This is a genomic window from Bradyrhizobium sp. SZCCHNRI2009, assembly GCF_032485115.1.
In the GTDB taxonomy this organism is placed as follows: domain Bacteria; phylum Pseudomonadota; class Alphaproteobacteria; order Rhizobiales; family Xanthobacteraceae; genus Bradyrhizobium.
On sequence record NZ_JAUEUH010000007.1, the window covers coordinates 76,641 to 93,320 of the forward strand.

A 16,680-nucleotide genomic window follows, 5' to 3' on the forward strand; every position below is an offset into this window, starting at 1 on the left:
AATGAAGCGCGTCCCCTCGACTGCGATCACCTCCGCCAGCAGCCGGCGTGACGTGTTGACGCTTTTTGGCGCAGGCGCGGCGCTTTCCTTGTGGCCCCGCGACAGTCGCGCCGAGGATGCCGACGAGCCCGACGAGGGCGCGGTGCTGCGCGACCCCGATGCGCCGGTGCTCGGCAATGCCGCGGGCGACATCGCGATCGTCGAATGGTTCGACTACAATTGTCCGTATTGCCGCAAGCTCGATCCCGAGCTGCAGCAGGTCATCCATGATGATGGCAAGGTGCGCTGGGTTCTCAAGGAGTGGCCGATTCTCGGGCCGACTTCGGTGGTTGCAGCGCGGATGGCGCTGGCCTGCAAATATCAGGACAAATATGCGAAGGCGCATGAGGCGCTGATCGGCGTCAGCTCGAAGCTCACCGAACCGCGCATCGACGAGTTGCTCGCGGGAGCAGGCGTCGACGTCGACCGCGCCAAGCGCGACCTCGCCGCCAACGCCAAGGCCATCGATGACATGCTGGCGCGCAACGACAAGCAGGCGCGGGGATTGCGTTTCCGCGGTACGCCGTCCTTCATCGTCGGCAAGTTCAGGGTACCCGGCGTGCTGACCATGGCGCAGTTCGAGCAGGTCATCGCCGACGCGCGCAAGGCCAGGGCGGCCAACTGATTGGCAAAGCAAAGGCGCCCCGACCAACGGCCGAGGCGCCCTGAAAACAGCAGCGTCGTGCGCGTTACTTCGACGAGATGCGAACCCAGTCGTCATGCGCGCGGGTCTTGAGTGAATTCCAGCTGTCCGCCGCGACGTCCCAGTTCACGATCGTCCGGCGCGCCTGCGCGGTCGGCCCGTTGGCGACCTCGGAGGTCTGCATCGAATCATGGATGTAGACGCCGAACCCCAGAATGAGAGCCCCCAGGATCATTCCCACGAATGTCCGCATGTCATGTTCTCCAGTGTGACGGCCAATAACGCCGCGGTCGAAACTTGGTTCCACGCCCGCCGCGGTCCCGGTCCACCGCGATCAGAACATCCTAACTGCGCGATTTTTCAGGCCGCGATTCCGGCAGCGAGGTGACGAGATTGAGTGTTTTCATCTCGTCGGGCTTGAACGTGAACAGCTGGTCATGCGGCGTCTCCATCGCATGCACCCAGACCTTCAGATCGATGCCCATCTCGGCGAGATGGCGCTGGCATCGCGCCGAGATGTTCTGCGCAAGGCTCATGTCGTCGCCGGACCTCACGGCGGTCCCGGACGTGGGGACTGCGGCGATCTGATGCACGCCGATGATCGCCCGCTCGCCGGCCCGGCGCTCGAGACCGCCGGCGAACACCAGCGGGCACGACGAGGCGCAATATTTTCCCGCCTCCACTTCGGTTGCGAATTTCCGCGCGCGGATCAGTCGCCCCATCGCCAGCGCATCGGCGACGGAGCCGCCGGGCGAGTTCAGCACGATCGTCCTGATATATTCGCCATGACGTTCGACTGCGTCCGCAAAGCTGCGCGCGCTGCCGGGCGTAATCGTGCCGGTCGCGAACAGCCGGCCGCCGCCGCGCAGCTCGAACTGAATCGGCCGCTGCAAGGCCCGATCGCCCTGCGGCAGAGGCATCAACCGCTTCATCAAGGGCGCCAGCAAGGATGGTGATTCGGCCGGCATGTCCGGCGCGTCGCGCCGAATGTCGAGCTGAGGCGGGGCCGCATCCGATGGCACCTGCGGAGCGTTCAACTCGAGCAGGTCCGCCGCGAGAACTGCGATAGTGATGACGAGGATGCCGCGGAAGACCCAACGCAGAATGCTCTCATCGGGATTGTCCGCGAGCCAGGCATGGACGCGTCGGTTCAGCGCCGAAGCCACGGGACTACTTTCCAATTCGGGCCGACGACAGCGACGTCACGTTCTCATCCGCCGCGGCCGGCGCCGGCTCGATGGCCGGTGCAGAAGGCTCCTCCGTGGGCGTTTCGGCTGGCCGTCGCTCGGCCGCCCGCCTGGCGTCCTCGACCTCGCGCGCAATCTGCAACGCGGTGACGAGATCGGCGGCGGTCAGGCTGGAGGCGCTCACGGCGGGCAGGCCCTCGCGGCGGATGGCGGCATGGACGACGCAGAGGATCAGCACCAGCACCGCCGGCATCAGGTCGATCGAGATTGCGCCGGCCCAGCTCGGGATGAAGTCGCCGGCGTAGCGCAGCACGGCTTCAGCGGGCGACAGCGTCTGGAACCGGGTCGGCTCGATGCGCGGCAGCGCCAGGATCTTGTCGGCGGCGTCGGCGAGCGAGGCGGCCTGCGTGGCGATCGCGCTCTCCACCTTGCCGACGACGGCGGTCTGGCGCTCGGCCAGGTCGCCGCTGCGTCCGCCTGCGGCAGGCGCGATGAATCCGGCCGAAAGCGACGTCGCGGCGCGCCTCACCGCAGGTGCCACCGAGGTCTGCTGCAGATTGGCGATCACGCCCATCAGGTTCAACGACTCCGTGGCGAAGGCATCGCTACGCGTTGCGATCGGCCCGCGGTCGGAGATCAGCTCGCGCATCTTGGCGAGGCTCTTGCCGCCCTGCTCGTAGAGAGCAGAGACGCGCTTGCCGGACTCCTGGACCTGTTGTCCCAGTCCGTCGAGCTGCGTCGACATCTGCGCGAGGAGCTGGACCACGGTGCCCGATCCGGAGGTGCCGGTGAGCGAGCCCGCGCGTTCGGCGTCCGCCAGCTTGGCGAAGCGGGAGGAGGCGAGCTGGATGTCCGGCAGCAGGCTTTGCGCAGCAATGGCCTGGCTGTTGGCCCTGTCGAGGTCGCGTGTGTAGTTCTGCACGGTGATGGCGAGATGCTGCTGGATCGCTGCGGCGCCGGCCAGGGCCGACGCATTCAGCCAGGACGACATCGCGACGATCATCAGCGAGCCCAGCAGCATGCAGCCGGCCATCATCAAGCGCCCGATCGCGCTGGTGACGTGCGGCATGAACTGCATCATGAACACCCAGAAGGCGTAGATGCCGACCGAGACCGCGACTGAGTAGATGACCGCCGCAAAAAACACCGTGGTCGGACTGCCGTTGAGCAGCTCGCGGACGCCAAGATAGGTGTAGACGCCGGCGGCCAGCGCCAGGATCGCGGTCGTGAGCTTCAGCGTCACCTCAAGACGGTTGACGCCATTGGCGAGCACGACGGAGGTGGAGGAGCGGGCGGACGAGACTTGCGCGACGGACGCGGCAGGCGAGGGCATCAGCGGCGAGGGCATGAGCAAACCTTCGGCGGCGTCATGGCCGCCCGTGTGCAGCGCCCCCGCTGTATGACCGAGCAGAACCAATGCGGACAAAATCCGCCGACATTGTGTCGGCGGCATTGCCGATCAGCCATGTCGTAGCAAGGAGAGGCGCGCTCAGCGCATCAGCCAGCGCAGCAGCTCGACATTCGCCTCGCGCGGATAGCAGTGGCTGAGATCGTCGATCTCGCGATAGGCGACGTTGGCGCCGGCCTTGGCCAGGGCGTCGGCCGTATGCCGCGCGATCTCGACCGGAAACATCCAGTCGAGCCGGCCGTGCACGATCTGGATCGGCAGGCCGCGCAGACGGTCCCGGTCGGCGATCTCGGCCATCAGCGGATGGAACGTCGCGGCCACCGGCGCAAGATGCGTGAACGGCGAGCCTGCGGCCAGTCCGCTGACGTAGCAGAACGTGCCGCCGTCGCTCATCCCGGTCAGGAGCATGCGGGCGGGATCGATCGCGACGCGACTGCGGACGAGGTCGAGAATGCGCAGGAGGTTCGGCGTATCGGCGTCGTCGCCCATCAGCGCCCAGGTCGGTCCTGCCGCGGTGGGGGCAACCAGGATCGCGCCGAGGCTGCGCGCGGCGCGCAGCCAGCTCCAGAGAAAGTCGCGGCCGTTGCCGCTGCCGCCATGCAGCGCCATGACCAGCGGCCAGTCTCGGTCCGCCGTGTAGTATTCCGGCACATACAGCGAAAAGCCGCCGCGATTGCCGATCTCGTTATGGTCGTGAAACACGGTGTCCTTGCCTGCAGAGGACGCGGCCAGCAACTGGCGCAGCCCGTCGTCACCGTCGACGGCGGGATCGAGGAAGAATTCGCTCAGCGGCGGCAGCGTCGCGGCCAGTGGAAACAGCGCCTCGAGTGCGCGGGGCAATTGACGGAGGGCCCTGAACACGTCGATCAGGTCGCCCTCGCCGCGCTGAACGGCGCGCAGGCCGGCAAACGACATCAGCGCTGCGTCCGCTGCGGTGTCGAAGGCGATACGGATATGGGCGAAGTCCGCCGGCCACGACGTGAGATGAATCCGCGCCGTGTGCAGCACCTGCTCGGGATCGCCGACGTCAGCCATCACGCGATCGAAATCCGGCGGGTTCAGGTAGCGTGCAACGTGGGACAGGGCTTCGAGCGTCTGCAGCAGTGGCGGCAACACGATGAGAATGTCATCCACCACGGCATCCGTCATGCAGGTCTCCTTGATACGCGATACGCGGGGCTGGCCGTCTCGTCTGCTTGCCGGTCATGCAACGCAAAATCGGGCGTCCGGGCAATGACCATTTTCCGAACGCGTGTTCGCTCCGCGAAGCCGCAATCTCGCGATGCGGCTCCTGCAAGTCAACACGGTCCGGACGCTGCCGTCGCGCGCGGCAGGTGAGTCGCGCGCGAATACACGCGCAGACGATAGTTGATTGACAAAATTCGGGCGCGATGTCGCACTTGGTGAGAGCCGGCGGCGCGGCGGAGGGTTCCTCGTGGATCACCGCCCTGGGTCAAAACTGCCGATCGGTTGCCGAGGGGGGATTCGCATCATGACCAAATCGCCGTCGGCCGCGTTGATCAACGCGGTGCTCGCCATGGACGTCTACAACAGGGGCGTCAACCCGACGCTCGTGGTCAATTTCAACCGTATCGGGAGCTATGAGCTGGTGGCGGCGAGCGTGACCTCGACCGCCGACAATTTCGAGGCCGCGACCTATCAGCTCGCGGGCGATCCATCGACACGGATCATTTCGTTTCGCGGCACCGACAGTCTCGCCGACGTGCCATCGTGGCTTGGCGGTGCCGGTCTGGCCGGCTGGCCGACGCAGTTCCCGGATGCGGAGTCCTACTACAAGACATGGGCGACATCGAACGTCTCGCTGACCGGACATTCGCTCGGCGGCGGACTTGCCGGCTACATCGCGGCGCTCAACGACAAGGTGGCCTATGCGTATGACGCGATGCCGTTCGAATTCGCGGCTGAGGTCCGCTACGACCAGTTGCACGGCTTCTGGGGCGCGCTGATGTCGCACCCGGTCGACCGCTATTCCGACATTCACATGGTCTCCCTGTCCGGCGAGATCCTGCAATATGTGCGGGCTGCGGCGCCGGTGCTGGAAGCGCCGCTGGCGCTGCTGCAGCTCGGACCGGTCGCCGGCGCGCTCGCCATCGCCCATGCTGCGATCGGCATCTCGTCAGAGCAGAAGACCGTGCTCGGCGCGGGCACGGATCTCGGTCAGGATCCGGTCAGCCTGCACTCGATCGCGCTGCTGACGATGATGCAGTGGGCGAGCGACAACGGTGCCCAGGATTGGAAGAAGGCGGCCGCTGTGCTGCTGGCGCCGCTGGAGGATGACGCCATTGCTTCGGCCGTCGGCATTCCCGCGGCCGGTGTGGGCGGCGAAGGCGCGCCGTCCGACAAGATGAAGGACATGATCGCCTATTCGACGGTGACCGACGCCAGTGGTTACGGCAACAGCGCCGTGCAGGCCCTGTTCAACGGCGGTGGCGTGCTCGGCAACAGCGTCAGCGCCGACACTGCGGCGACCTACCTGAAGAACGGCGGGGTCGAGAAGGCGCTGGCCGAGATCGTGGTGGAATATTCGGCACTGCTGGCGCAGAACCACGACGAGGTCGCGGCGACGCCGGGCGTGATCGGCCATGAGCACGGCATCCTTTATCAGGACACGGCCAACAACCTGCTGGTCGCGGATCTGTCGTCCGACCTGTGGTCGCGCGCCGACACCGGATCGGCTGTCGACGTCCTGGGCAAGCTCGCGCTGATCGATGCCGTCGCGAGTTTCGACAGTGAGGACGCTGGCCTGATCGACCTGGCGATCGGCGTGCTCTGGGGCGGCAAGACCGACAATCTCGACTGGCTCAGCGCAGCCTTGAGCGACGCGGCGACCACGGTCGCGGTCGATCCGGTGCCGGGCGCGATCATTGCTGCGTCCGACGGTGCGCTGCTGATCGCGGGCGGCGGCAACGACACGCTGTTCGGCACCGCCAATGACGACCTGCTGATCGGCGGCGGCGGCAGCGACGTGCTCAAGGGCGGGGCCGGCGACAACATCCTGGTCGGCGGCGTCGGCGCCACCTACGTCTATGCGCAAGGCGACGGCAACGACGTCATCATCAACGGCGTAGCGTCGCTGTCGAAGCCGACCGGCACGCTCGATTTCGGAACGACCTACACGGCCGACAATTTCTGGTTCGTCAAATCGGGCAACGATCTGGAGATCGACATTCTCGGCACCCATCAGCAGGTCACCGTCGCCGACTGGTTCCTTGGCGGCTCCTATCAGCTGCAGGAGATCAAGGCCGGCGGTCTCGAGATCGATACCCAGGTTTCGCAACTCGTGCAGGCCATGGCGACCTACGCCCAGGCGCATCCGGGTTTCGATCCCACGGTGGCATCACAGTTGCCGACGGATGCGCAACTGCACGACCAGATCGCTGCGGCCTGGCACGTCAACGCGTGAACGCAGGCCCGCGGCCGCCTCAGTGCAGCCGCGGCGCCTTGAGCAGCTTGGCGCGGTCGGTCGAGGCGATGGTGACGTCGAAGGTGACGCCCTCATGGTACACCGTCAGCGGCACGTCGACGCCGGCTGCGCCGAGCGCCCAGAGCTTGCGATAGAACTCGCTCTGGCTCGTCACCTTGTCGCCGTTGATGCCGAGGATCACGTCGCCCGCCTTGAGCTCGGCGCGGGCCGCCGGGCCGTTGTCGGAGACGCCGATCACGACGACGCGATCGTCGACCTCCGTCGCGTACATGCCGAGCCAGGGGCGTGCCGGCTTGTTGACACGGCCGAAGCGCCTGAGATCATCGATGATCGGCTTCAACAGGTCGATCGGCACGATCATGTTGACGTGCTCGTCCTTGCTGTCGCGCTCACGCTCCAACTGCAGCGACCCGATGCCGATCAGTTCGCCCTTGGCCGAGAGCAAGCCGGTGCCGCCCCAATTCGGATGGGCGGGGTGGGTGAAGATCGCCTCGTCCAGCAGATATTCCCAATAGCCGGCGAATTCCTGCTTGGCGATGATCTGGCTCGCGACCGATCGCGTGCGTCCGCCGGCGCCGCCGAGCACGACATGATCGCCGACCTTGGTTGCCGCCGACGAGCCGAGCGGCAGCGCCGGCAGGTCGAGCGATCCGAGCGCCTGCACCAGGCCGAAGCCGGTCGTGAAGTCGAACCCGAGCACATGGCCCTCGACCACGCGTCCGTCATTGGGGTGCAGCCAGACGGATTCGGCCTCGGTGATCAGGTAGCCGATGGTCAGCACCAGCCCGTCGTCGATGACGACGGCATTGCCGGCACGCTCGGTCCCCAGCGTTTCCGCGCTGAAGGCGTCGGACGGAATGATGGCATGCAGGCCCACGATCGAGGACAGCGCTTGATCGAGATCATATTCATAGTCTTCGGCGCGAGGCTGGAAGGCGGACGGCACTTTCCATTCGGTCAAAGAAGGCATTTCGTTCTCCTGCTCTGTCGATACCCCCGGGTGTATCGACCAAGCTTCTGCTTCGTGTCGCGTGACGGCCACAGCGTGAACGCGAGCTTAACATCTTTGGGCGGCTGCGCCAGTTCCGCCGGCTCCGCATCGGCGTCGGGAGGAACTGGCTTCCCAACTACCCGCGGCCGCAGCCCCTGCCGATCACGGGCCAGACCAGCCACGCTCCGGCAGCATACAGGCTGCCGACAGTCGTGGCTCCGGTTTTGGCCGCGATGTGGAAACGTCCGGCATCGAGCAAGGCTCCATCGGAGGCGACGATCGCCGAGATCATACGGTCGGACGGGCCGAACACGACCACCGCATCCGGCTTGATCACCAGGGCCATGGCAGCCATGCCCGCAAACCAGACGAGGGCAACGGCCAGCACGCCCTTCAAGGGAAGGGCGTGGGACGGGGAATGCCGGTCAATAGTCGTAGGCATGCTCGAACGTATATCCCGCGGCTTCGAAACGGCCGATGTCCTGAACCAAAGACCGGACCGGTACGTCGACGCCGATGCGACGGGCACCGGGGCGCGACTGGATCGGGACACTGAATATAGGCAGCCCATCGAAAGCTGCCAGCCGTCCGTCGCCCGGAGGGACCACGATCGTGACCAGGATACGATGATTGCCTGCGATTTCGCCGAACGCCGCGCCGTCATGACGGCCGAGCTCCTTGGCGAAGGAATCGAACTTGGCGTAGCGCTCGGTCTCCACCAGCACGCCCTTCATGCCTTTGGAGTCCGTGACCTCGCGGATCACCTTCACGCCCGGAATGACTGCAAGCTCGGCGGCAGGCAGGCCGGTGACGACGCTCTGGATGGTCAGCACGGCCGGATCGTAGCCCGCCACATAGCCGATGACGGCCGCATAGGCGGCGCGCCCGGCATATTGCAGGCTGAGCGAGACGCGCCGCTCCACGGCGCGGAACGATGGCACGAAGGGCGTCTCGCGCCAGAACTGATCGAGCTTGGCGACGAAGGGATACCGATACCAGGGTGTCTGATACAGGAACGCAGCGTAGTCCTTCAGCAGGGCAAGGTTGAAGGCGTCCTCCGCGGTCTTGACGCCGTCCGTGGTCTCCCAGCTGATCGCCCCGATGCTCTTCTCGTAAGCGCCCTGGAGCGCCATCTCGGCGGTGAAGCTGAAGCCGATGATGTAGTTCGTCAGCTTCTGCTCCGAGGTAGCGGGACCGGAGCCTGCGGCCTGGCGCGTGGCCCGGCACAGGCTGCGCCAGAAGCCGGCGACGCTCGATAGATAGTGGAAGTCGGACTCCGAGGCCTGCCCGGTCACCGCAGCGAGGTCGGCATAGGCGTGGACGATGTACCATTCAGGAAAGGTCAGGAAGCTGTCACCCTGTGATCGCGCATATGCGGGATCGGTGATGCCGAAGTAGGAGGTCACCATCGGGGTCGGGACGTCGGCCACGCAAACCGTCTCGACGCTGATCACGGTGGTGGCAACGCCGATCGCCGCGGCTGCCAAAACGACGCCGAGAAGATACAGCGCTTTGCGACGCAGGCTCATGCGAGGGCAGCCTGTCTACGCCACGGCGACCAGCCGACCGCGATGCCGATCGCGCCGAGTGCGAGATGCGGCAGGCTGGAGAGGACCTTCACCAGCCACGAGGTGTCGCGGATGCCGTCGATGACGATCGAGAGGTCGAGATAGCCCGAGCCGGTGAACACGCCCATCACGCCGTCGAGGAAATACAGCGAGCCGAACACGCGCAGGAAGAACACCGCGCTGCGGCGGGTCAGCATCGCCGCCAGCGCCCACAGGCCGGAGGCGACATGCAGCGCATCCTTGTAGATGTCGAGCTGGAACAGGCCGAACACGCGGCCTTGCGCATCGATAAAGGTCGGGATGTAGTCGGTCGCGGCGGCGAACAGGAGCGCCATGGCGAGCGCCAGCGCGGCGATGCGATAGCGGTCCAATGCGAAGCCATCTGCTGCTGATGTATTCATGCGAAATAGGCGTCCCACATCGCGTTGCGGAACAGGAGGTTCGGATCATACTGCCGCTTGGCGGCGACGAAACGCGCGGCCGCTGGATAGGCCTTCTCGACCTGGTCGCGGCGGGCGTGCAGACGATAGGGCAGATAGAACGCGCCGCCAATCGCCGTGATGCGGTCGATCAGCGCTTCCGTCGTCCGCAGCATGTCGATCTCGCCTTCGGGCGAGGTCGCCTGCGAGAACGACATGACGGCCGCGATCCGGCGCACCGGTGCGATCGCGAGCGCGGGTGTCTTGTCCTCGGCGACGTAGCGCAGGGTGACGTTGAGGAATTCGGCGCGCGCCTTGGGAATGATCTCGCGGCAGGCGGTGAGGAACTCGCCGAACCGCTCCGGCGCGACGAAATATTCGTGCAGGATGTCGGTGCGGTGCATGTCCTTCTGCGCCAGATTGGCGACCGGCTCGGCCATCAGCGAGTTGCGGGTGTAGCGGCTGTCGGAGATGGCGGGGCCGAGCCGGGTCTCCATGAACCAGCGCAGGCCCTTGGCGACCTCCCATCCGGTCTGGGCGCGATAGATCGTGTTGGCGACGCCGGTGAGCTTGCCGGAGCTGACTGCCGCGGGCAGGGTCGCCGGAGCATCGGGGGCGGGGCGGAAGGTGACGAGCAGGGCGTCGTCGAAGAACGCCTTGCGGGACACCGACATCCGGCCATAGGCCATCTTCACATTGGCGTCGCCGTCGATGTTGCGTGTGAACTGCTCGGCGAATTTCTCCGGCGCCATGCGCTCGAAGCGCGGCTCGAGCAGCAGGTTCGGCACCATCTCGACCTCGAGATCGACGACGATGCCGAACAGGCCGTAGCCACCCATCGCGAGCCCGAACAGCTCGGCATTCTCGTTGCGCGAGCACTGCACCAAGGTGCCGTCGGCGAGCAGCATGCGGATCGATTTCACCGTGGAGCCGAACGGGCCATACGGCACCGGCCAGCCATGGGCATTGACGCAGAACGTGCTGCCGACGCCGAAATCGCTGTTGGACTGCATCACGGCCGGCGAGAAGCCTTTGGGATCGAGCGCGGCGATCACGTCCCACCAGCGGTTGCCCGCCGCGGTGCGATAGGTCTTCGCCGCCGTGTCGAGCTCGATCGCGCCGCCGTCGAGCGTGATCGCCGTGCCGTCGCGCGGCAGGCTCTGGCCGCCCATCGAATGCCGGGCCACGGCCGCGGTCACCGGGCGTTTCGCCGCGGCCGCCTCCTTGAGCTCGGCGCGCAGCCGCGCGATCAGGTCGTCGGTCGTGGGCTTGCTGATCACCACATGCCTGGCGACCGGCGTCGGGTTGAGCCGGCTGGCGTCGTTGAGGATGGTGCGCAGCTCGGCCCGCGCCCGCGGCATCCGCGCCAAGGGCAGCGCCGCGGCCGTACCCGCGGCGCGCAGAAACCGTCGTCTCGACATCATGGCGCGGACTCTCCTTCCCTTCACGGAGTCTACGCCAGCATCGTAAACGTTCGAAAAATTTCCGTGCCGTCAGTCTGCCGCCGGGCGCGCCCGCGTGGGCACGAGACGGAAGTCGCGGCCATCCTTCACCCACTCCGCGCGCTCGTCGCGCAGCAAGGTGCGGCGGACCTTGCCGGAATCGTCGCGCAGCATGACGTCGACCAGCTCGTAGCTTTCGGGGTGCTTGTAGCGGCTGAGCCGGTCGGCAAGGAACGCGCTCATGCCGTCGACGATTCCCTGCGCATTCCTGGAGCGGTCGATCTCCACGATCGCATGCACGCGCTGGCCAAGCTCTGGATCGGGCAGGCCGACCACGACGCAGGAGCGGATGTCGGGATGCGCCATCAGCGCCGCCTCGACCTCGGCCGGATAGATGTTGGCGCCGCCGCGCAGGATCATGTCGGCGAGGCGATCGCCGAGATAGAGATAGCCGTCGGCATCGAGCCGGCCGATGTCACCGAGCGACTCCCAGCCGTCGGCGCGGCGCTTCGGCTCGGCGCCGAGATAGTGATAGGTGCTGTCGGGACCATCCGCAGGCAGGAAGTAGATCTCGCCACTTTCGCCCGGCGCGACGTCATTGCCTTGGGGATCGAGGATGCGCAGTTTGCAGGACTCGTCGATCTTGCCGACCGAGCCCTTGTGCTGCAGCCATTCGGTGCCGGAGATGATGGTGCGGCCCTGGCGCTCGGTGCCGCCATAGAGCTCGTAGACGCGCTCGGGCCCGAGCCACTCGATCCATCTTTCCTTGAGCCATGGCGGCATCGGCGCGGCCATGTGGAACACCATCTTCAGGCTCGACAGATCGTAGCTGTTGCGGACCGCCTCCGGCAGCGCCCAGATCCGGTGCATCATCGTCGGCACGAAGTTGACCCACTGAATGTGCTGCGTCTGGATCAGCCGCAGCGTCTCTTCGGCGTCGAACTTCACCATCCCGGTCAGGCTGCCGCCGGCGAACAGCGCGTAATGCGACACGATGAAGGGCGCGTTGTGATAGAGTGGGCCGGGATTGAGCAGCGATGCGCCCTTCGGAATGCCGAGCGGCGGCTCGGCGGCGGTGTCGGTTACCGCAGGCTGGTGATCGAGGATCACCTTCGGCCGTCCGGTCGAGCCGCCCGAGGTCATTGCTTTCCAATAGCGCGACACCGGCGCGGCGAGCGGCGCGTCGGAAAAGCCCTCGGGCGTGAAATCGGCCGGCAGCGCGTTCGGCGCATTCCAGTCGGCCTCGCCGCCGACCACCAGTGACGGCTTGAGGATCTCGAGCACCGCGGCGGCCTCGCCGCGCGGCAGCCGCCACGACAGCGACGTCGGCGTCGCGCCGCATTTCCACACCGCGAAGCTGGTCTCGAACAGCGCATTGCCGTTGGGCAGGCCGATCGCGACGAAGTCGCCGGGCTTGACGCCCTTGGCCGCGAAGGCGCGCGCACGCGCATTGGCGCGGCACTCGAGCTGCTCCCAGGTCAGGACATCGGTGCCATGCCGGAGCGCGACGCTGTCCCCGGGTTTGCGCTCCGCATACCAGCGCGGCACGTCGGCCATCGGAATCAGCATCCATTCCTCCGCATCGTCGGCTGCCTCGCACGGGCGCCCATTCTTGGTCCGCGGCTCGGGCCGCCGACGTCAGTGACGAGAGGTGTTGTGCCTCAACCGAACCGGGTCGTCCATACGCGCGCGCCGCCAGGTTTCGGATGGCAGTTCTGCGAAATGGCGCTGATGAGCCCGAGGCAGGACTGAAAGGCTGGAAGCCGTGACGCTAGGCGGACTGATAATTCCGTCACGCGGATCGTAAGACGATCGGGGTCGCGCCACGGGAACAGGTCAGGCACCGAACGGCGCGGCGATAAGAACCTTTGCAGCCGATCTTCATTGTCGCTCGCGGGGGCCAACGGACAGGAGCTCCCATGCACGCTCAACAGATGATCGAAACCCACCCGCACGTCCGCGGTCGAGTTGACGACGCACTCGTCCGCTGCATCGAGGAGTGCTACTCCTGCGCTCAGATCTGCACCTCCTGCGCCGATGCGTGTCTCGGAGAGAATAGCGTCGCCAGGCTGACGCAGTGCATCCGGCTCAATCTCGATTGCGCCGACGTCTGCAACGTCACCGGCCGTCTTGCCACGCGGCGCACGGGCTCCGACCAGGAGATGATCAGCCGCATGCTCGAGGCCTGCGCGGCGGCGTGCCGGCTATGTGCCGAGGAGTGCGATAAGCACGCCAAGATGCATGCCCATTGCCGGATCTGCGCCGAGTCCTGCCGGCGCTGCATGAACGCGTGCGAGGAGGCTGGACGCAGCACGACCCATTGATAGGTCGGTTGCGGCGCCGCTCCATCGAAGAATGGAGCTCATCAAGAGACAAAGGCCGGGCGCGAGGCCCGGCCAGTCCGACCATGGCGACCGGATTGCTCCGGTCCTGAGAACGCCATCGCAGACAATCGATCGATCAGCCGCCGTTCAGCTTCGTGGTCAGGGTCGTGAAGATGCCTTCCAGGGTGAGTCCGAGCTTGTTGAGTATGGTGATGATCGCAAGCGCGATGCCGGCCGCAATCAGGCCGTACTCGATCGCGGTTGCGCCCGATTCATCCTCGTAAAATTTGAGAAGCAATTTCTTCATCAATTCCCTCCGCCGCCCGGCGATATGGCCGCCGAACGATGCCCGCGAAACTACGGAATGGAACCTAAGGTAGTATGAACGAGGTCTAGCCAAGTTTCGCAACGTTGCCGTTTATGTCGAAAATCTCAGTTGCAACACGGTCCACTGCACGCGAACGGGTTCATGGCGGCACACCGGCTGCGCGCAGCGCCTCCGCGTAGGTTGTGGCGAGCGTCCCGGTCGGAAATGGGATCCGTTCGAGGAACTCGGACACGGTGAGATGCGGCTCGAGGCTCAGAAGCTGGCGCGCGACCTCGCCGGCGCGCGACATCTCTCCGGTCCTGACCAGGGCCACGATCAGGACGCGGAGCGCGACGGCGAAACGCCGGTTCTGCGCCAGCGCGATCTCCGCCCATTGAACGGCGCCAGCGAGATCGTCCTCCGCCACCGCACAGATCGCCAGCGCTCCGGCTGCGAACCAGCCCCGCGGATCGCGCGGGTTCAGCCGCCGCGCCCGTTCGATCATCGCGCGTCCCGCAGCCGTGTGTCCGGCCATGATCTCGATCCAGCCGCTCAAGGTCAGCGCCATCGCCGAGTTCGGGTTGATGGCAAGCGAGCGGCGGAATAGCTCCCGTGCTGGGGCGATGTCCTCGGCCATGTTCCAGATCGCGAAGGCCGCCATCCACAGCACCTGCGCGTCACCGGGCGCATGCTCGCACGCCTGCCACGCCCGCGCCACGGCGGCCTTGCGATAGGTCTCGTCCGGCGCGCTCCAGCCCTGGAAGTGGCGCAGCGCCTGGCAATAGGCCCAAGCCGCCATCGCGGGCGCGCAGGCGGGATCGATCGCCAGCGCCTGGTCCAGACACGCGGTCGCCGCCGCGAGGCTGTCGGACGTGAAGGCGTCGCGCAGGCTGGCGGCGCGCAGCAGCAGATCGTAGGCGTCCGGATGCAGCGGCGGCGTGGCGCGGCGCCGCTCGCCTTCCGCCAGCTCGAGCGTCGGCTCGATCGCCGCCACGATGCTCCCGGTGATGCGGTCCTGCAGCGCGAACACATCGTCCAGCTGGCCGTCGAAGCGCTCCGCCCACAGATGCGCGCCGGACGCCGCATCGATCAGCTGCCCGTTGATGCGCAGGCGGGACCCAGCGCGGCGCACGCTGCCTTCGAGAACGTAGCCGACGCCGAGCTCGCGTCCGACCGTACGGATATCGACGGCCTTGCCCTTGTAGATGAAGGAGGAGTTGCGGGCGATCACAGCGAGGCCGCTGCAACGGGATAGCGCGGTGATGATGTCCTCGGCCATCCCATCGGCGAAATAGTCCTGCTCGGGATCGCCGCTCATGTTGGTGAAGGGCAGCACGGCGATGGCGGGGCCGTCGAAGGCGGGTGCGGCTGATACGGCCGGCGTCTGCACCGCGTCGGCCTGCTCACGGACCGCCCCGACGAAGCGGACGCCCTTGCGCGGAATGGTGCGGATCAGCCGCTGCGCCTCGCCGCTGTCGCCGATCGCGCTCCGCGCCGCGCTGATGCGGCTCGCCAGCGTCGCCTCGGAGACGATGCGGCCGCCCCACACCTCGGCGAGGATGTCGTCGCGGCTGACGACGCGCTCGCGCGTCCTGATCAGGAACGCGAGCAGGTCGAACACCTGCGGCTCCATCGCGACCAGGTCGTCGCCGCGGCGCAGCTCGCGGCGGCCGGGATCGAGCACGAAATCGTCGAAGCAATATACCACAGGCACCGTCCTGGCCGCCGGTTTCACCTTCGCGTCACGCGATCCGCAAAATCAAGCCGGCCTCAAGGAAAAATCAATGCCTCCTCCAAGCGCCGCGCGGGCGCAAGGCGCACAACGGCCGCACCTCGGAACCAGGAGCCTCCGCCATGCCGACCATCCTTCACGCCAGCCGCCGCCGTTTCCTCACCCTTGCCGGAACCGCCGTTGCGGCCTTTCAACTCGGCTCCAGCGCCGGGCAGGCGCAGAGCTTCAAGTCGGCGTCGAAGCTGCCGGCGATCCGGCCGGGGGCGGGGACGTCGCTCGGACCGATCAAGCAGGTCAAGGCCGGCGAGATCAGCATCGGCTATGCCGAGACAGGTCCGGCCGACGGCCCCGTCGTCATCCTGCTGCACGGCTGGCCGTACGACATCCACAGCTTCGCCGACGTCGCGCCGGCGCTGGCCGCGTCCGGCCATCGCGTCATCATTCCGCATCTGCGCGGCTACGGCACGACGCGGCTGCTGTCGCCGACCGCGTTGCGCAGCGGTCAGCCGGTCGCCGTCGCCGCCGACATCGTCGCGCTGATGGACGCGCTCGCGATCAGGACCGCGACCCTCGCCGGCTATGACTGGGGCGCGCGCACCGCCAACATCATCGCGGCGCTGTGGCCGGAGCGGTGCAAGGCGATGGTCTCGGTCAGCGGCTATTTGATCGGCAGCCAGCAGGCCGGCCGCATGCCGCTGCCGCCGGCCGCCGAGCTGCAATGGTGGTACCAGTTCTACTTCGCGACCGAGCGCGGTCGCGAGGGCTACGACAAGAACCGGCGCGACTTTGCCAGGCTGATCTGGCAGACGGCCTCGCCGAAATGGGCGTTCGACGACGCCACGTTCGCGCGCAGCGCCGCCGCCTTCGACAATCCCGATCACGTCGACATCGTCGTGCACAACTATCGCTGGCGGCTCGGCCTCGCGCAGAGCGAGGCGAAATACGATGCGCTGGAGGCGAAGCTCGCGACCTTTCCTGACATCACCGTGCCCACCATCACGATGGAGGGCGATGCCAACGGCGCGCCGCATCCAGCGCCCGAGGCATACGCCAGGAAGTTCACCGGCCGCTACGAGCACCGGCTGATCACTGGCGGCATCGGCCACAACCTGCCGCAGGAAGCGCCGCAGGCGTTTGCGCAGGCGGTGCTCGACGTGACGGCGAGCGCGTAGCGC

Annotated in this window: 16 protein-coding genes; 4 read left to right on the plus strand and 12 right to left on the minus strand. The window is 66.7% G+C overall.

The features are described 5' to 3' along the window. Nucleotide 1: 1 nt before the first annotated feature. Nucleotides 2-664 carry a DsbA family protein gene (locus QX041_RS23970; protein WP_316166720.1) on the plus strand — a complete coding sequence of 221 codons (663 nt, stop codon included), beginning with the start codon at nucleotides 2-4 and terminating at the stop codon, nucleotides 662-664. 64 nt (nucleotides 665-728) lie between these two features. Here QX041_RS23970 and QX041_RS23975 read toward each other — a convergent pair whose 3' ends face one another. The 4 genes from QX041_RS23975 to QX041_RS23990 form a co-directional block, all read right to left on the minus strand. Continuing rightward, nucleotides 729-935 carry a hypothetical protein gene (locus QX041_RS23975; protein WP_316166721.1) on the minus strand — a complete coding sequence of 69 codons (207 nt, stop codon included), beginning with the start codon at nucleotides 933-935 and terminating at the stop codon, nucleotides 729-731. A 91-nt stretch (nucleotides 936-1,026) separates the two neighbouring features. Beyond that, nucleotides 1,027-1,848: a hypothetical protein gene (locus QX041_RS23980; protein WP_316166722.1), complete on the minus strand. Its 822-nt coding sequence runs from the start codon at nucleotides 1,846-1,848 to the stop codon at nucleotides 1,027-1,029. A 4-nt stretch (nucleotides 1,849-1,852) separates the two neighbouring features. After that, a complete protein-coding gene (locus QX041_RS23985; protein WP_409999239.1) occupies nucleotides 1,853-3,217 on the minus strand; it encodes a hypothetical protein in 1,365 nt (454 codons plus the stop codon). A gap of 141 nt (nucleotides 3,218-3,358) precedes the next feature. Next, the gene (locus QX041_RS23990) at nucleotides 3,359-4,426 is read right to left on the minus strand and encodes a phospholipase (RefSeq protein ID WP_316166723.1); all 1,068 of its coding nucleotides are present in this window, start codon (nucleotides 4,424-4,426) and stop codon (nucleotides 3,359-3,361) included. 343 nt (nucleotides 4,427-4,769) lie between these two features. On the opposite strand from QX041_RS23990, the gene QX041_RS23995 reads away from it, so the two are divergent. After that, the gene (locus QX041_RS23995) at nucleotides 4,770-6,701 is read left to right on the plus strand and encodes a calcium-binding protein (RefSeq protein WP_316166724.1); all 1,932 of its coding nucleotides are present in this window, start codon (nucleotides 4,770-4,772) and stop codon (nucleotides 6,699-6,701) included. Between the two features lie 19 nt (nucleotides 6,702-6,720). On the opposite strand, the gene QX041_RS24000 is transcribed toward QX041_RS23995, so the two are convergent. The 6 genes from QX041_RS24000 to QX041_RS24025 form a co-directional block, all read right to left on the minus strand. Continuing rightward, on the minus strand, nucleotides 6,721-7,692 hold the full coding sequence (locus tag QX041_RS24000; protein ID WP_316166725.1) for a S1C family serine protease: 972 nt from the start codon (nucleotides 7,690-7,692) through the stop codon (nucleotides 6,721-6,723). Nucleotides 7,693-7,849: 157 nt separating this feature from the next. After that, nucleotides 7,850-8,155: a hypothetical protein gene (locus tag QX041_RS24005; protein ID WP_316166726.1), complete on the minus strand. Its 306-nt coding sequence runs from the start codon at nucleotides 8,153-8,155 to the stop codon at nucleotides 7,850-7,852. Continuing rightward, nucleotides 8,139-9,242 (minus strand): hypothetical protein, encoded by a 1,104-nt coding sequence (locus tag QX041_RS24010; RefSeq protein ID WP_316166727.1) that lies wholly within the window; start codon nucleotides 9,240-9,242, stop codon nucleotides 8,139-8,141. The genes QX041_RS24005 and QX041_RS24010 overlap by 17 nt, the downstream gene beginning before the upstream one ends. Further along, nucleotides 9,239-9,682 carry a DUF4383 domain-containing protein gene (locus tag QX041_RS24015; protein WP_315716214.1) on the minus strand — a complete coding sequence of 148 codons (444 nt, stop codon included), beginning with the start codon at nucleotides 9,680-9,682 and terminating at the stop codon, nucleotides 9,239-9,241. Before QX041_RS24015 ends, QX041_RS24010 begins: the two co-directional genes overlap by 4 nt. Then, nucleotides 9,679-11,124, minus strand: coding sequence for an FAD-binding oxidoreductase (locus QX041_RS24020; RefSeq protein ID WP_316166728.1), 1,446 nt, complete (start codon nucleotides 11,122-11,124; stop codon nucleotides 9,679-9,681). The genes QX041_RS24015 and QX041_RS24020 overlap by 4 nt, the downstream gene beginning before the upstream one ends. Nucleotides 11,125-11,193: 69 nt before the next feature. Further along, nucleotides 11,194-12,711 (minus strand): AMP-binding protein, encoded by a 1,518-nt coding sequence (locus QX041_RS24025; protein ID WP_316166729.1) that lies wholly within the window; start codon nucleotides 12,709-12,711, stop codon nucleotides 11,194-11,196. Nucleotides 12,712-13,061: 350 nt separating this feature from the next. Here QX041_RS24025 and QX041_RS24030 point away from each other — a divergent pair, with 350 nt between their 5' ends. Then, nucleotides 13,062-13,466, plus strand: a complete 405-nt coding sequence (locus tag QX041_RS24030; protein ID WP_316166730.1) for a four-helix bundle copper-binding protein — start codon at nucleotides 13,062-13,064, stop codon at nucleotides 13,464-13,466. A 136-nt stretch (nucleotides 13,467-13,602) separates the two neighbouring features. Here QX041_RS24030 and QX041_RS24035 read toward each other — a convergent pair whose 3' ends face one another. Further along, nucleotides 13,603-13,773, minus strand: a complete 171-nt coding sequence (locus QX041_RS24035; protein ID WP_284418181.1) for a Flp family type IVb pilin — start codon at nucleotides 13,771-13,773, stop codon at nucleotides 13,603-13,605. A gap of 160 nt (nucleotides 13,774-13,933) precedes the next feature. Then, nucleotides 13,934-15,481, minus strand: a complete 1,548-nt coding sequence (locus tag QX041_RS24040; protein ID WP_316166930.1) for a winged helix-turn-helix domain-containing protein — start codon at nucleotides 15,479-15,481, stop codon at nucleotides 13,934-13,936. Nucleotides 15,482-15,627: 146 nt separating this feature from the next. On the opposite strand from QX041_RS24040, the gene QX041_RS24045 reads away from it, so the two are divergent. Further along, nucleotides 15,628-16,677 (plus strand): alpha/beta hydrolase, encoded by a 1,050-nt coding sequence (locus QX041_RS24045; RefSeq protein ID WP_316166731.1) that lies wholly within the window; start codon nucleotides 15,628-15,630, stop codon nucleotides 16,675-16,677. Nucleotides 16,678-16,680: the final 3 nt, after the last annotated feature.

Excerpts from the sequence above, each read along its gene's own strand:
- QX041_RS23970 (WP_316166720.1), top strand. The coding sequence starts at position 2 with ATGAAGCGCGTCCCCTCGACTGCGATCACCTCCGCCAGCAGCCGGCGT.
- QX041_RS23975 (WP_316166721.1), bottom strand. The coding sequence starts at position 935 with ATGCGGACATTCGTGGGAATGATCCTGGGGGCTCTCATTCTGGGGTTC.
- QX041_RS23985 (WP_409999239.1), bottom strand. The coding sequence starts at position 3,217 with ATGCCCTCGCCGCTGATGCCCTCGCCTGCCGCGTCCGTCGCGCAAGTC.
- QX041_RS23990 (WP_316166723.1), bottom strand. The coding sequence starts at position 4,426 with ATGACGGATGCCGTGGTGGATGACATTCTCATCGTGTTGCCGCCACTG.
- QX041_RS23995 (WP_316166724.1), top strand. The coding sequence starts at position 4,770 with ATGACCAAATCGCCGTCGGCCGCGTTGATCAACGCGGTGCTCGCCATG.
- QX041_RS24000 (WP_316166725.1), bottom strand. The coding sequence starts at position 7,692 with ATGCCTTCTTTGACCGAATGGAAAGTGCCGTCCGCCTTCCAGCCTCGC.
- QX041_RS24005 (WP_316166726.1), bottom strand. The coding sequence starts at position 8,155 with ATGCCTACGACTATTGACCGGCATTCCCCGTCCCACGCCCTTCCCTTG.
- QX041_RS24010 (WP_316166727.1), bottom strand. The coding sequence starts at position 9,242 with ATGAGCCTGCGTCGCAAAGCGCTGTATCTTCTCGGCGTCGTTTTGGCA.
- QX041_RS24015 (WP_315716214.1), bottom strand. The coding sequence starts at position 9,682 with ATGAATACATCAGCAGCAGATGGCTTCGCATTGGACCGCTATCGCATC.
- QX041_RS24020 (WP_316166728.1), bottom strand. The coding sequence starts at position 11,124 with ATGATGTCGAGACGACGGTTTCTGCGCGCCGCGGGTACGGCCGCGGCG.
- QX041_RS24025 (WP_316166729.1), bottom strand. The coding sequence starts at position 12,711 with ATGCTGATTCCGATGGCCGACGTGCCGCGCTGGTATGCGGAGCGCAAA.
- QX041_RS24030 (WP_316166730.1), top strand. The coding sequence starts at position 13,062 with ATGCACGCTCAACAGATGATCGAAACCCACCCGCACGTCCGCGGTCGA.
- QX041_RS24035 (WP_284418181.1), bottom strand. The coding sequence starts at position 13,773 with ATGAAGAAATTGCTTCTCAAATTTTACGAGGATGAATCGGGCGCAACC.
- QX041_RS24045 (WP_316166731.1), top strand. The coding sequence starts at position 15,628 with ATGCCGACCATCCTTCACGCCAGCCGCCGCCGTTTCCTCACCCTTGCC.